Genomic DNA, 13,662 nt, shown 5'->3' with positions numbered 1-13,662 from the left:
CACCGGCGTCGTCACTCCATTCAGCCTTTGATCACATCTGCGCGGGACCCGCGTCCGGCGGGTCTCCGGCGGCAGTCGCATGTTCGCGCCGCCCTGTCACCAGCGACCCGCGCCTCGTCCGCTCGCGCCGCGGTAGTCACTCCGCCTCGCTCCACTCCCGGCGCGGTACTCACTCCGCCCGCTCCCGGCGCGGTACTCACTCCGCCCGCTCGCTCCGCTCCCGGCGCGGGCGCTCCCCCGATACCCGACACCGTAGTCCACGCCGCCCCGCGGAGACGGCCCAGGTCGGGCACGTCCCGCACCACCGCCGCGGCCGGTGGCCGTCGATCGGGCGCCCCCGGTGTTGCCGCCGCCTGCGCGCGGGAACGACCGGCCGTGGCGGCGATCGCCGGGCGGGGACTGCGTCGTCTTCGCAGCCCGTTTCCAGGGCAGCGGGAAACGTCGTCGGCCGCGACCGGCGTCCGCCGATGGTGCCCGTCCGCTCGGTGGCCGGCGACGCGTCACCGGTCCTCGAGCACTGTGACCGGCGCCCGCGGTCGCACGCGGGCCTCCGGTGCGTCGCTGGTCCAGCCGGTCGCGCAGCGACTCCGCGCGCGTCTGCCGGTAGGCAACGGGTGTCGGCAGACGCAGCCATCGTGCGACGCGGCTCGGCGATCCGCCGGTGAGGGTCGCCACCGCCTCGGGTTCGTGTCTGGCCGCGTTGGCGAGCAGCCCGAGCATCGCGAGGACCGTCAGCGTCGACGTGCCGCCCGCCGAGACCAGCGGTAGCTGGATTCCGGTCACCGGAAGCAATCCGATGACGTACCCGATGTTGATGAAGGCCTGCGCGATGATGAGCACCGTGATGGTCGCCGACATCAGGCGCAGGAACGGATCGGTCGAGCGGTGCGCGATCCGGAAGCCGATGTAGGCGAGGACGACGAAGAGGAACACCACCATGAGGCCGCCGAGCAGCCCGAGTTCCTCGCCGATGATCGCGAAGATGAAGTCGTTGTGCGCGTTCGGCAGATAATTCCACTTGGCACTCGACTGGCCGAGTCCCACGCCGAAGACCCCGCCGTTCGCCAGCGCGTAGGTCGCCTGGCGCGCCTGATAACCCGCGCCCTGCGGGTCGTCGACGTTGCCGAGGAAGCTCATCACGCGCTGGGACCGGTAGCCCTCGGCGAGGGCGAGGATCACGGCCAGCACGATGCCGGACACCGCGAACGACGCGAACACCTTGATCGGCAGACCCGCGAACCACAGCAGCGCGCCGACGATGATCGCGATGGTGATCGTCGTCGACAGGTTCGGTTCGAGGATGATGAGCAGGCACACGAGCATGGCCACCGGAACGAGCGGGACCAGCAGCTCACGCAGCGAGGCGTTGTCCCGCCGCCGGGAGGCCAGCAGGTGGGCACCCCAGATACACAGCGCGACCTTGACCAGCTCGGACGGCTGCACCGACAGCCCGTAGATGACGAACCAGCGCCGCGCGCCCTGACTGAGCGTGCCGACGCCGGGGATGAGGACCAGGGCCAGCAACACCACCGCGACGAACATGGCGGGGGCGGCGAACCGCCGGAGGAGCCGCACCGGGACGCGCAGCATCAGATAGAACACCACGAGTCCGAGCAACGCGAAGATGACCTGGGTGGCGAACAGACCGTACGCCGATCCCTCTTTGGAGTAGCCCTCGACCGACGACGCCGAGAGCACCATCACCAGACCGAATGTGGTGAGCAGGAACGACATCGTGAGGATGAGCTGATAGGACGCGAGCGGTCGGGCCAACAGATTGCGGATCGCCTCTGCGACGATCGCCGGGACCGACGCGGCACCCGCCGATCGGCCCGCGGCGTCACCGGTCGCCGACGCGGTGCCGGCCGCGCGCTTGGTTCCCCGCCGTTCGGCCTTCGTGCCGGTGTCGGTGTCGGTGCCGGCCTCGGTGTCCTCGACGCCGGTGACGCCGTCGGCATCGTCGGGGTCGTTGTCCGCGGCCGGGGTCCGGCTGCTCATCCGACTCACCGTCCGGCGGTGGAAGAGCCGGCGATCCGGCACGCGGCGGCGGCGAAGGCGTCGCCGCGCGCACCGTAACCGGCGAACATGTCCAGCGAGGCCGCCGCGGGGGCGAGCAGCACGGCGTCGGGGGCGGGTGAGCTCGCGACGGCGAGCGCCCAGGCCTCCTCGACGGCCCGGTCCATGACCGCCGCCGATGCCGAGGAGCCCGTACCCGGGAGATCAACCGCTGAGGTGTGGGGACCGGCCTGTCCCGGACGATGCACGTTCACCGTGCCATCGTCTCCTGTGAATACTGTGACTGTTGGGACTTCTGGGGCGTGTCGCGCGATCGCCTCGATCACAAGGTCGCGGTCGCGCCCGATGGCGACCACGCCGACCAGCCGAGCACCCACCGCCGAGAGCATCTCGTCCATCGACGCACCCTTCAGCAGGCCGCCCGCGATCAGGACGACCCGGTCGAAGGCGGCCACGGCGGCCTGTGCGGCGTGCGGATTGGTGGCCTTCGAGTCGTCGACGAAGGCGATACCGTCCCGGGACGCGACGACCTCACCGCGGTGACCGGCCGGCCGGAAGGCCATCAGGCCGGCCCGCACCGCATCGGGTCCGATGCCGACCGCGAGCGCCAGCGCCGACGCGGCCAGCGCGTCGGCGACACCCGACGGGCCGGCCGGCCGCACCGCATCGGCGTCGAACAGGTGGCCGGCGTCGAAGGCGCGGTCGGTCAGCTGCCCGTCCACGACGCCGAGCTGGCCGGGCCGAGGCTCGCCGAGCGTGAAACCGATGCGTCGACCCGCGGCGGGCAGCCCGGACGCGACCGGGTCGTCGAGGCCGACGACACTCACCGCGCCGCGCAGCGCACCCGCCTTGGCGAGCGCATACGCCTCGAACGTGCCGTGCCAGTCGAGGTGGTCCTCGGCGACGTTGAGCACGACCCCGGCATGCGGACGGATCGACGGCGCCCAGTGCAGCTGGAACGAGGACAACTCGGCACACAGCACGTCCACCCGCGGCTCGGCCTGCATCGCGTCGAGAACCGGGAGACCGATGTTGCCGCAGGCAGCGCCCGCACGACCGGAGGCCTCGACGATCCCGGCGAGCATCGAGGTTGTCGTCGTCTTGCCATTGGTCCCGGTCACCACGAGCCAGGTGCGTGGTTCGCCCAGCAGACCCGCCGCGTCGACGCGCCAGGCCAGTTCGACCTCGCCCCAGACCGGGACGCCGCCGTCGGCCGCCGCCCGGACCAGATGGTGGGTCGGCGCGAAGCCGGGCGACACGATGACCACCGCGGCCCCCGCGAGCCGTGCGGGATCGGCGAGCAGATCCGACACGGCGATCGCCTCGACGCCGCGCGACACCAGTTCCGCCACCCCGGCGACCGCGGCCGTCGCCGCCTCCCGATCGGCCGGGGACGCATCGCGGGCGGCGAACCGGTCGTCGGCGAGCAGCACATCGGCGCCGAGCGTCACCAGGAACCGGGTGGCCGACAGGCCGGCGGTCCCGGCACCGCCGACCACGACGGTCCGGCCGGCCAGGTCGCGTGCGTCGGGTCCGGGCGGGTTCGGATCCGGCACCGGGCGATCAGGCATTGGTGGTCAGGAACTCGCCGTAGAACAGGGACAGCCCGAGGGCACAGGCGATGGCAGTGAGCAACCAGAATCTGATGATCACCGTGGTCTCGGCCCAGCCACCGAGTTCGAAGTGGTGGTGGAAGGGCGCCATCCGGAACACGCGTCGCCCGGTGGTCCGGAAGAAGGCGATCTGGATCACCACCGACATGATCTCGGCGACGAACAGCGCGCCGATGACGACCGCGAGCAGCTCGGTGCGCGTGGTGATCGACAGGCCCGCGAGCATCCCGCCGAGGGCGAGCGAGCCGGTGTCACCCATGAAGATCTTGGCGGGTGCGGCGTTCCACCAGAGGAAGCCGAGGCACGCCCCGCCGCCGGCCACCGCGATCAGCGCGAGGTCGAGCGGGTCGCGCACCTGATAGCAGCCGGTGGTGATCTCGCTGGGCGGCTTGGCGCCACCCGCGCAGGCGTTGACGAACTGAAAGAAGGTGACCAGGACATAGGAGCCCAGGACCATCGCCATCGACCCGGCGGCCAGGCCGTCGAGTCCGTCGGTGAAGTTCACCGCATTCGACCACGCCGCCACCACGAGCCAGCAGAACACCACGAAGACCACCGAGCCGAGCGTGATCGCGTCGATGTCGCGGACGTAGGACAGGTTGGTGCTCGCCGGGGTGTAGCCGTAGTCGTTGCGGAACTGCAGCACCAGGATGCCGAAGAGGATGGCGGCGACGAACTGACCGATCGACTTCGCGGTCTTGTTCAGACCCAGGTTGCGGTGCTTGCGGATCTTGATGATGTCGTCGAGGAAGCCGACGACGCCCAACGCGGTCGCCAGTCCGAGGACGAGCAGGCCGGAGGCGGTCGGCCCGTTCCCGGCGTCGGTGAAGACCCCGACGAGATGGGCACCGAAGTAGCCCGCCCACAGCGCGGCGAGGATCGCGACACCGCCCATCGACGGGGTTCCGCGCTTGGTCTGGTGACTCTTCGGACCCTCGACCCGGATCTCCTGCCCGAATCCCTGCCGGGAGAACACCTTGATGAGGACCGGCGTCAGCAGGATCGACACCGCGATCGCGATCGCGCCCGCGAGGAGTATCTGTGTCACCGCGTTGCCCCCGCATCCTCTCCGTACCCGACCGGAATTCTGTCCTCGACCACGATCGTCTCCCCGAACCTGTCCTGTGCCCCGAGCCGGTGTGGTGTCGCCGACCTGCTCGTCCCCGCCCCGCGGGTCACGGTGCCGCCTCCTCGCCGGTCGTCGCGTCGACGACCCGCCATCCCGCGCTCTCCGACCACGCGGCGATGACCGCATCGAGGTCGGCGGTCGCCGTCGCCAGCAGGATCACGTCACCGGCGGCGGGACGCCAGTCCTGGTCGATGTCGGCGAGACCTGCGGCCTCGTCGGCGGTCGCGACGATGCGCGCCTCGTCACCCCAGGAACCCTCCATGACCGCGCCCTGATGGAGGGCGTGAACCGAACGTGAGTCGCCCACGCAGAGAGTCTTGTCGACGGCCAGCCGGACCGCCAGGCGACCCAGCAGATCGTGTTCGACGACCCGCTGGTTCTCGGTGAGGCCCGCCGGTGAGGCGAGTTCGGCGATGACCGCCCAGGTACGACCCGCGCCGGCGGACTCGGCGAGGCGCCGGAGCAGCAGGCGGGCGTCGTCGACCGAGACCGGCGGGTTCCCACGGATGACCGTGACCGATGGCGTCGTCATCACCGCTCCTCGGACGCCGCGTCGGGGCCCCCGGGGGCGCGGGTGGTCCCCGTCGCCCACGATGTCGCCGCGCGGGACTCCAGCGCACGGGCGACGACCTCGCGGTCGTCGAACGGATGCTTCACGCCGTTGATCTCCTGACCTGCTTCGTGTCCCTTGCCGGCGACCAGCACGATGTCACCGGGCTGCGCCCACGCGATCGCCGCCTCGACGGCCGCGGCGCGATCGCCGATCTCGCGGACGGGTTCGGCGTCACGGGGTCGCTCGGTCACCGGCACGGCGTGCGCCCCGGCGAGCACCTCGGCGCGGATCGCGCCCGGATCTTCGGTGCGGGGGTTGTCGTCGGTGACGACGACGAGTTCGGCGCCGCGCGCGGCGGCCTCCCCCATCAGCGGACGTTTCCCGGTGTCCCGGTCGCCGCCGGCACCGATGACGATGGCGACCCGTCCGGTCGACTGCCCGCGCAGGGTCGTCAGCACCGCGTCGACCGCTCCCGGTTTGTGCGCGTAGTCGACCAGGGCCAGGAAGGGCTGTCCGCGGTCGATGCGCTGCAACCGTCCCGGCACGCTCACCGACGCCACCGCCTCGAGCGCGGTCGGCACCGACACCCCCGCGGCGTGCGCGACGGCGACGGCGAGCAGACCGTTGGCCACGTTGTACCGGCCGGGCAGCGGGATGCGGAGCTCGTGGGTGCCGTCCGGCTCGGAGAACGGTGTGCGCGACGAACCGTCGGGATCGAGCGACGACTCACCCGCGTGCCAGTGGGCCGGCGTCGGCCCGGTGGACACCGTGACCGGCTGCAGATGGGCGGACTCTCCCGGCCGCCGGGCGAGCTCGGCCATCCGTCGACCCCACTCGTCGTCGACGCAGACGACCGCCCGGACGGCATGGGTGGGGGCGGACGGGACGAACAGCTGCGCCTTGGCGTCGAAGTAGGCGCGCATCGTCTGGTGGAAGTCGAGATGATCCTGCGAGAGGTTGGTGAACGCGCCGATCGCGAAATGCGCACCGTCGACGCGGCCGAGCGCCAGCGCGTGACTCGACACCTCCATGACCACGATGTCGACGCCGTCCTCGAGCATCGCCGCGAGCAGGGCCTGCAGGGTCGGCGCCTCCGGGGTGGTCAGCGAACTCGGCTGGGCGACGCCGTTCACGCGCGTCTCGACGGTGCCGATCAGTCCGACGGAGTGGCCGGCGGCCAGCAGGGCGGCCTCGACGAGGTAGGACGTGGTGGTCTTACCCGACGTGCCGGTGACACCGATCAGCTTGAGCCGCTGCGACGGGTTGCCGTAGACGCGCGCACTGACGTTGCCGAGGACCGTGCGCGGCGCCGGATGGATGAGGACCGCGACGGCGGTCTCCGGCGGCAGCACGCGGGCCAGCTCGGCCCGGCCGGCCGGATCGGTGAGGATGGCCGACGCACCGGCCGCCACGGCCTGGTCGGCGAATCGCGCGCCATGCGTGCTCGACCCGGGCAGTGCGGCGAACAGATCACCGGGCCGGACCTCCTGGGCACGCAGCGTCACCCCGGTCACGGTCGACTCGGCGTCGGCGCCGCCGACGAGGTCGAGCCTGGCCCCGGTGGCGGTGGACAGCACGGACACAAGTGTCGGCGTGACGTCGCTGGGACGGATGGGTCCACCACGCGGGTCTTGTGATCGTCGACGAGACGCCATCGGTGCTCCTCGCCTCCTCGGTTCTTCTCTCGCGGTTCTGCGCTGCGCGAGCGGGGTGTGCTCGCTGGTGCCGGCCGGTGCTGGTCGGGCGTGACGGATCGGTGCCGGGGTCGGTGGCGCGACATCGGATGGGGCGGGCCGCACGATGCGTCGGCCCTCTCCGGGGGCACGGAATCGCACTCACGATACCGACCCGCCCGGACGGTCCCGGCACACGGTGCGCCCGGGGCCACACGTGTCCGGATCGCCCGACCGGTCGGCGGCGGCCGCCGCCGGACTACCGCGCGGTCAGGGTCAGTCGCGGTGTCGGCGTCGACAGCGGCACCTGGGCGCGCTGGAGCATCCACGAGGTGATGGTCGAGAACAGCGGAGCGGCCGACTGACCGCCCGACCCGTCGGAACTGCGCCGGGGGTTGTCGAGCATGATGCCGACGACGTAGCGCGGGTTGTCGGCCGGGGCGATGCCCGCGAACGTGATGTTGTAGCGCGAGTTCGAGTAGCAGCCGCACGCCGGATCGACCTGCTGCGCGGTGCCGGTCTTGCCGCTCACCTGATAGCCGTCGACGGCCGCCTTGGTGCCGGTGCCCTGCTGTTCACCCGTCGGATCGTCCTGCACCACCGACCGGAACATGTCCCGCACGGTGCGCGCGGTGGACTCGCTCACGACCCGGACCGGCTGGGGCCGCGCCCGCTGGTCGGGTGTCGACCCGTCGCGCTGTTCGGAGGACAGAATCCGCGGCGGGATACGCAGCCCGTCGTTGGCGATCGCCTGGTACATGGCGGTCATCTGCAACAGCGACATCGAAAGCCCTTGCCCGATGGGCAGGTTGGCGAACGAACCGCCCGACCACTGACTCAGTGCGGGCACCTCCCCCGCGCTCTCCGCCGGCAGTCCCACCCCGGTCCGCTGTCCGAGACCGAACCTCTTGACCATGTCGGCGAAGCGCTCCTCACCGATCCGCTGCGCGAGCATCAGGGTGCCGACGTTCGACGACTTACCGAAGATCCCGGTGGTGGTGTACGGCTCGACCCCGTGCGGCCACGCATCGCGCACGGTCACACCGGCCATCTGGATGCTCCCGGGTACCCGATGAACCGTCTCCGGCCGGGTGATCCCGTATTCGACGGCCGCCGCGGCAGCGATCAGCTTGTTGACCGAGCCCGGTTCGAACGGGGACGTGACGGCGGGGTTGCCCAACTCGGCATCGGGCTGCTCGGACAGCGGGATCGACGCGTTGAAGGTCCCGTCGTTCGCCATCGCCAGCACCTCGCCGGTCCTCGCGTCCAACACGACCGCCGACGCCCCCTGCGCACCAGATGCCTGCTTGGCCTTCATGATCTGACTCTGGACGAACCACTGGATGTCGGAGTCGAGGGTGAGCCGCACCGTCGCACCGTTGAGCGCCGGATGCACGTTGCGCATGCTGCCGGGGATGATCGCGCCGTCCGATCCGCGGTCGTAGGTCCGCGAACCGTCGGTTCCGGACAGGATGGAGTCAAGCGACGCCTCGAGTCCGATGAGGCCGTTGCCGTCGTAGTTCACGTCACCGACCACGTTCGCGGCCAGCGATCCCCCGGGGTAGAGACGGATGCTCTGCGGGTCCGCGCCGACCTCGGGGAACTCCTCGGTGATCCGTGACGCGACATCGGGGCTCACCGAGCGGGCCAGGTACACGAAAGTGTCCTCGCCGGTGACCTTCTCGAGCAGATCCGCTTCGCTGATCGACCCGCCCAGGGCCACCGACACCCCCTTCGCGATCTCCTTGAGCCTGGTGTCGACGTCCGGCAGAGCCGGATTCTTGCGATGCTCTTCCTCGATCGTCTTGCGAACGGCCTTGGGCAGGAACGTCAACGATCTGGCTTCGTCGGTGTAGGCGAGCGGCCGCCCGTTGCGGTCGAGGATCGCTCCGCGTTTGGCGGTGAGCACCTGGGTGTACTCGCGCTGCTGCGCCGCTTCGGCGGAGATCGCCCCGGCCTGCACGGTGTGCACGACGATCATCTTGACCGCGACCGCGAGAACCACGAGCAGTACCAGTACTCCCGCCGCGCGCGCACGGAACACGAAGGTCTGCGGTCCCCGGCCGTTCCGTCCGCCGGTCCCCGGACGCTTCGGTCCCCCCGACCCCGCGGCGGGCCGCCGCCCGGGGCGGCGTCCCGGTCGTGCCGGCCCCGCGCCGAGCCGCTCGAAGGTCGCACGTGTCATGGTCGTCAATTGTTCACCGCTTCAACGTGGTTACACCGGATTTGACCCCGGCGGGTTGGAGATGACGCCGGAGACCCGGCGCACGTTGCGTGCCGGGCCGCCGATGAACTCACGGGGCGGGCACCACATTCGGCGCGGGAGTCGGCGTCGACGACGCGGCCGGCGGAACCACGCTCGTTCCGGACGGCACCGAATCGGTCCCGGACGGCAGCGGATTCGCGCCGGGCGGGGCGGTTTGCGACGGTGCGGGTTGCGACGGCGCCGGTTGTCCGCCGGTCGGTTGCGATGGTGTGGGCTGCGGGGTGGTCGTCGGAACCGCGTCGGGCCCGTCAGAACCCGACCGTCCACCCAGACCGATCGAGTCATCGACCCGGCTCGGGTCGACCTGGTCCGCGGGATCCGGTGCGGTGTCGGGGTTCAGACTCCCCATCGGTCGGCCGGAGGCCGGTACCGGCTTGCCCACCACTCGCGGCCGCCGAGGGTCGTCGACGATCATGCGGGCGGGGTTGTCGGCCGGGATCATGCCGAGACGCGCTGCCTTGTCGGACAATTCGGGTGCCGAATTGCCGGATTCATAGGTGCGCTTGAGGGCGTCGCGTTGATCGATGAGGGACTGATTCTGTGTGCGCTCGATTCCCAGCTTGTAGGAGTCCTGCGCCGCCTTGGTCGACAGCCACAGGCTGAGGCCGAGCCCGAGCACCAGCAGTGCGATGACCGGTACGACGAAGGGGGTGTGCTGCAATCGCTCTCGCAGGGACACCCCGGTCATCGACAGTCCACCGCCGGTACGACGCGACGGTGCGGCACGACCTGCCGCGGTGCGCCGGTGGCGCCGGTCGAGTGCGCGTTGGGCGGCGCGCGATCGGGTCGCCCGCTCGGACTCGATGCGGGTCCGGCGTGACCGTCGGGAGTCGCGGTCGTCGTCGGCACGCGACGGGGCCTCGTGCAGGATGGTCATGCTCAGCCCTTCTTCTCGACTCGTTCGATCGCGCGGACACGAACCGGCGCCGAGCGCGGGTTGGTGGCCAGTTCGTTCTCGTCCGGCCGTTCGGCGCCGCGCGTGACGAGACGGAATTCTGGTGCGGTACCGGGCAATTCGACCGGCAGCCCGGGAGGCGACGTCGACGACGTGCGCGTGGCGAACTCGCGCTTGACGATCCGGTCCTCCAGCGACTGATAACTCATCACGGTGACCCGACCGCCGACCACGAGCGAGTCCAGGGCCGCGGGCAATGCCTCACGCAGGACGTCCAATTCGTGGTTGACCTCGATGCGCAGCGCCTGGAAGGTCCGCTTCGCCGGATGTCCACCGGTCCGTCTGGTGGCGGCTGGTATCGCGTCGTAGAGCAATTCGACGAGACGCGCACTTGTCGTGAACGGCTCCTTGTCACGCTCCCGCAGCACCGCCGATGCGATCCGGCCGGCGAAGCGCTCCTCCCCGTAATCGGAGAGGACACGGGCCAATTCGCCGTGCGAGTACGTGTTGAGCACGTCGGCGGCGGTGAGCGGATCGTCGGCGTTCATCCGCATGTCCAGCGGCGCGTCCACCGCGTAGGCGAATCCGCGCCCGGCCTGGTCCAGCTGCATCGAGGACACGCCGAGATCGAACAGCGCGGCGTCGAGAGCCGATTCTCCCGCCGCGTCCATCACTTCGCCGATCTCGTGAAACGTCGCCTGGTGCAGCGAGATCCGGTCGGCGTAGGGGCTCAGTCGCTCACGAGCGATCTCGAGCGCCGAGGCATCTCGGTCGATGCCGACCACCCGGGCGTTCGGAAACGACTCGAGAACGAGCTGACTGTGTCCGCCGGCGCCGAGGGTGGCGTCGAGGAAGATCCGCGGATCGTCGGAATCCAGGGCCGGGGCAAGCAGTTCGACGATGCGAGCGCCCATCACCGGTACGTGCCCGAACTCGCCGGACCGGCGCGGTTCGTCACCTGCATCGACCATGATGAAGACCCCCCATCGGCATGTGTGCGGTATCGGCGGTGGGCGGTTGCTTCGGGTCGGCGAGAGCAGGCGGTCGGATGGAGCGGGGTCCCGACCCGATCGCGCACCTGGCGTTGGGGAAGTACGCCAGGGTCGCCACCGGGCCGGGGCCTCGTGCCACCCGAAGCCTCTGGGCACCGAACTCGCCCATCGGTTGCTGTCTCTTCGGTCTGTGTCTTGTCGGCAACCGGCGCAGGTGTCCGGCTACAGCACCGCGTTCAGTGCCGCGGAGTTGGCGGCCGAGAAGTTCTCCTCGTGCCGGGTCTGGTATTCGTTCCACGCGGCCGAATCCCAGATCTCGAGGTGATCGAGGCTGCCGAACACCACGCACTCCTTCGACAGTCCCGCGTACACGCGATGGTCGGCGGACAGGCTGATCCTGCCCTGACCGTCCGGTCGCTGCTCTTCCGAACCGGCGAAGAACGTTCGCTGAAACGCACGCAGATCGGGGTCGTTTCGGGACGCCTCGACGATCCGTGCCGCTATCGCATCGAACTCCTCGGTCCGGTACACCGACAAGCTGTGATCTTGGCCTTTGGTGACCACTACCCCTCCTGCCAGTGCATCGCGAAACTTGGCGGGCAACGTGAGCCGCCCTTTGTCATCCAACTTGGGCGTGTAGGTACCGACGAATCGCACGGACACGTCGACACCTCCTGCCCACCGGGATCTGCGCTTCCTGCGCTGTGGTGGACCGCTTCACCCAGTGATGCCACAGTACCCCACTTTCCACCACTTTCCACCCCCACCACCCCCCGATTCCCCCACGCTCAACAAATTCGCAGTTCAGAGCAGTGAAACGCGGCAAGTGAAGCACGTGTCGCGGCGCGTCGCCGACGGAATTCTGCGCTCGTACCCGTGGCAAGGGGCGTCTGGCGTTACCAGAGGGGCTGGAATGACCGGGACAAATGCGAAGGTGGGGCATAGTGGGGCGCCCGTGTGGGGAGAAGCGGGGAACGCCGGTGGGGCGTCGTGGGGACCGCCGACCGTGCGTCCAGATCCGTCGACTGTGCGTCCAGATCCATCGGCTGTGCGTCCGATCCCGTCGACTGTGCGTCCAGATCCGTCGACTGGGCGTCCAATCCCGTCGATCGTGCGCCGCATGGTCCGTCCCGTGCACAGGCGGCGAACGGCAGCATGAAAGAGCCGCGTACCCGTGGGGTACGCGGCTCTTGTCGTATGCGGTTGTCGCGGTGGCGACGCGGTTGTCGCCGGGGTCGGTCAGCCGATCGACGAACGCGGAGTCGAGATCAGCGGATCACTCCTGCTCGAACCTGCGATTGAATCGCTCTTCCATGCGTTCCGACAGCTTGCGCTTGCCGCCGCCGGACGGCCCGGATTGCTTCTTCCCGGCCCTGGGCGCCGACGAACCGGAGTCTGCGGTGCCGCTGTCCCCCCAGAGAGCGAAGAGGCCGGCCCCGAACATCACCAGGAAGCCCAGCAGGCTCACTATCGGGAACCCGCCGATGGTGATGTCGACGATGAGTCCGCCGACCAGCATCACCAGGCCGACGACGAAGACCGCTGCCGCCTGCAGGCGACGACGACCGCTCGACCTCCCAAGACGTCGACGCTTGACACTGGACGCAAACTTGGGGTCTTCCGCGTACAGCGCGCTCTCGATTTGTTCGAGCATGCGTTGCTCGTGCTCCGAAAGTGGCACCGACCCTCCTTCTACTGATCCGTGACGCCGACGAAGGTCACCCGCGACCGGAAAGGCGTCTGCGCCTATATCGTCCCATGATACGAGGTGAAATCGACCGCGACCACCATTACTCGCCGTTGCGGATGACAGGCCGGTGCGATAACCGACCAAGTGTGGCCGGATTCACGCCGTAGCCCCGATCTGAGGGGCGTCGGAACCGAGTTTTCCTTGCTCATAGGCGATGACCATCGTCTCGACCTGTCGGGAGAAATCGAGTACGAGCAGTCGCATCCCCGCCACACTGTCGGGATCGACCGTACGGATGATGCCGGACTCGATCTTCATCCGAACCGGCGAGAGGGAGGCGAACCGGGCGGCGATCGGCGCCAGCTCTGGTGCGACCACGCCGATGCGGGTCCAGGCGTTCGACGTCTTGCGCCGGATGGTCCCCACCGGCTCGTGGACGGCAAGGGCCGCACCCGACGCGCGAAGGGCCACCAGATAGAGCTGACGGAAACGTTCGGCGCCGTCCTCGACGCCGTCCGCGTTGTCGAGGAGCAGGTGCGCACGCTCGAGGAGGTCGCGGGCGCGGCCGACCATCACCGGATCGACGGGTACCGCGTGGGTGAGAGCTGTGGCGCTGCGATGCCTGGCCATGGCGTTCTCCTCCTCGTGCGTGAAGTTTGTCGTCCGGCGGCAGACGCTTCCCTCGTCCACCGCCGGACCGTGTCGTGGATGTGCGCGAACAGCTTGCGGAGGCACATTCATCGAACATCCGTTCGACAAGTTCAATATAGCTAGCCCGGCGTCGGGGTTCAAGACATCTGTGACCCGAAACCACCGCCGCGAAGTACAACGCCAC

The 13,662-nt window shown here is 69.7% G+C and carries 11 protein-coding genes; all 11 read right to left on the bottom strand.

The annotated features are described in order from the left end of the window. Positions 1-96 precede the first annotated feature (96 nt). On the bottom strand, positions 97-1,998 hold the full coding sequence (gene ftsW / locus AMD30_RS14790; RefSeq protein WP_055476146.1) for a putative lipid II flippase FtsW: 1,902 nt from the start codon (positions 1,996-1,998) through the stop codon (positions 97-99). 5 nt (positions 1,999-2,003) lie between these two features. Next, positions 2,004-3,587 carry a UDP-N-acetylmuramoyl-L-alanine--D-glutamate ligase gene (gene murD / locus AMD30_RS14785; protein WP_055476125.1) on the bottom strand — a complete coding sequence of 528 codons (1,584 nt, stop codon included), beginning with the start codon at positions 3,585-3,587 and terminating at the stop codon, positions 2,004-2,006. Continuing rightward, entirely contained in the window at positions 3,580-4,677 is a 1,098-nt protein-coding gene (gene mraY / locus AMD30_RS14780; RefSeq protein ID WP_010843661.1) for a phospho-N-acetylmuramoyl-pentapeptide-transferase, read from the bottom strand. The genes murD and mraY overlap by 8 nt, the downstream gene beginning before the upstream one ends. 127 nt (positions 4,678-4,804) lie before the next feature. Further along, complete coding sequence (locus tag AMD30_RS14775; protein WP_010843660.1) at positions 4,805-5,290, bottom strand: hypothetical protein; 486 nt, start codon at positions 5,288-5,290, stop codon at positions 4,805-4,807. Further along, the gene (locus tag AMD30_RS14770; protein ID WP_055476124.1) at positions 5,290-6,966 is read right to left on the bottom strand and encodes a UDP-N-acetylmuramoyl-L-alanyl-D-glutamate--2,6-diaminopimelate ligase; all 1,677 of its coding nucleotides are present in this window, start codon (positions 6,964-6,966) and stop codon (positions 5,290-5,292) included. Before AMD30_RS14770 ends, AMD30_RS14775 begins: the two co-directional genes overlap by 1 nt. 277 nt (positions 6,967-7,243) lie before the next feature. Continuing rightward, positions 7,244-9,169 carry a peptidoglycan D,D-transpeptidase FtsI family protein gene (locus tag AMD30_RS14765; protein WP_055476123.1) on the bottom strand — a complete coding sequence of 642 codons (1,926 nt, stop codon included), beginning with the start codon at positions 9,167-9,169 and terminating at the stop codon, positions 7,244-7,246. Positions 9,170-9,278: 109 nt separating this feature from the next. Beyond that, entirely contained in the window at positions 9,279-10,127 is an 849-nt protein-coding gene (locus tag AMD30_RS14760) for a hypothetical protein (protein WP_055476122.1), read from the bottom strand. A 2-nt stretch (positions 10,128-10,129) separates the two neighbouring features. Beyond that, positions 10,130-11,116 (bottom strand): 16S rRNA (cytosine(1402)-N(4))-methyltransferase RsmH, encoded by a 987-nt coding sequence (rsmH, locus tag AMD30_RS14755; protein ID WP_055476121.1) that lies wholly within the window; start codon positions 11,114-11,116, stop codon positions 10,130-10,132. A gap of 243 nt (positions 11,117-11,359) precedes the next feature. Further along, a complete protein-coding gene (mraZ, locus tag AMD30_RS14750; protein WP_055476120.1) occupies positions 11,360-11,800 on the bottom strand; it encodes a division/cell wall cluster transcriptional repressor MraZ in 441 nt (146 codons plus the stop codon). 613 nt (positions 11,801-12,413) lie between these two features. Further along, positions 12,414-12,818 carry a DUF3040 domain-containing protein gene (locus tag AMD30_RS14745; protein ID WP_014927300.1) on the bottom strand — a complete coding sequence of 135 codons (405 nt, stop codon included), beginning with the start codon at positions 12,816-12,818 and terminating at the stop codon, positions 12,414-12,416. 165 nt (positions 12,819-12,983) lie between these two features. After that, positions 12,984-13,457: an SAV_6107 family HEPN domain-containing protein gene (locus tag AMD30_RS14740; protein ID WP_055476145.1), complete on the bottom strand. Its 474-nt coding sequence runs from the start codon at positions 13,455-13,457 to the stop codon at positions 12,984-12,986. Positions 13,458-13,662 lie beyond the last annotated feature (205 nt).

The organism is Gordonia sp. HS-NH1, from assembly GCF_001418765.1.
Lineage (GTDB): Bacteria > Actinomycetota > Actinomycetes > Mycobacteriales > Mycobacteriaceae > Gordonia.
The sequence above is the reverse complement of the archived record's forward strand: the minus strand, read 5'-3'. Positions and strand labels throughout refer to the sequence as shown.

Coding starts and splice junctions, on each gene's coding strand:
- AMD30_RS14740 (WP_055476145.1), bottom strand. CDS start 13,457: ATGGCCAGGCATCGCAGCGCCACAGCTCTCACCCACGCGGTACCCGTC.
- murD (WP_055476125.1), bottom strand. CDS start 3,587: ATGCCTGATCGCCCGGTGCCGGATCCGAACCCGCCCGGACCCGACGCA.
- AMD30_RS14760 (WP_055476122.1), bottom strand. CDS start 10,127: ATGACCATCCTGCACGAGGCCCCGTCGCGTGCCGACGACGACCGCGAC.
- rsmH (WP_055476121.1), bottom strand. CDS start 11,116: ATGGTCGATGCAGGTGACGAACCGCGCCGGTCCGGCGAGTTCGGGCAC.
- AMD30_RS14775 (WP_010843660.1), bottom strand. CDS start 5,290: ATGACGACGCCATCGGTCACGGTCATCCGTGGGAACCCGCCGGTCTCG.
- ftsW (WP_055476146.1), bottom strand. CDS start 1,998: ATGAGCAGCCGGACCCCGGCCGCGGACAACGACCCCGACGATGCCGAC.
- AMD30_RS14765 (WP_055476123.1), bottom strand. CDS start 9,169: ATGACACGTGCGACCTTCGAGCGGCTCGGCGCGGGGCCGGCACGACCG.
- AMD30_RS14770 (WP_055476124.1), bottom strand. CDS start 6,966: ATGGCGTCTCGTCGACGATCACAAGACCCGCGTGGTGGACCCATCCGT.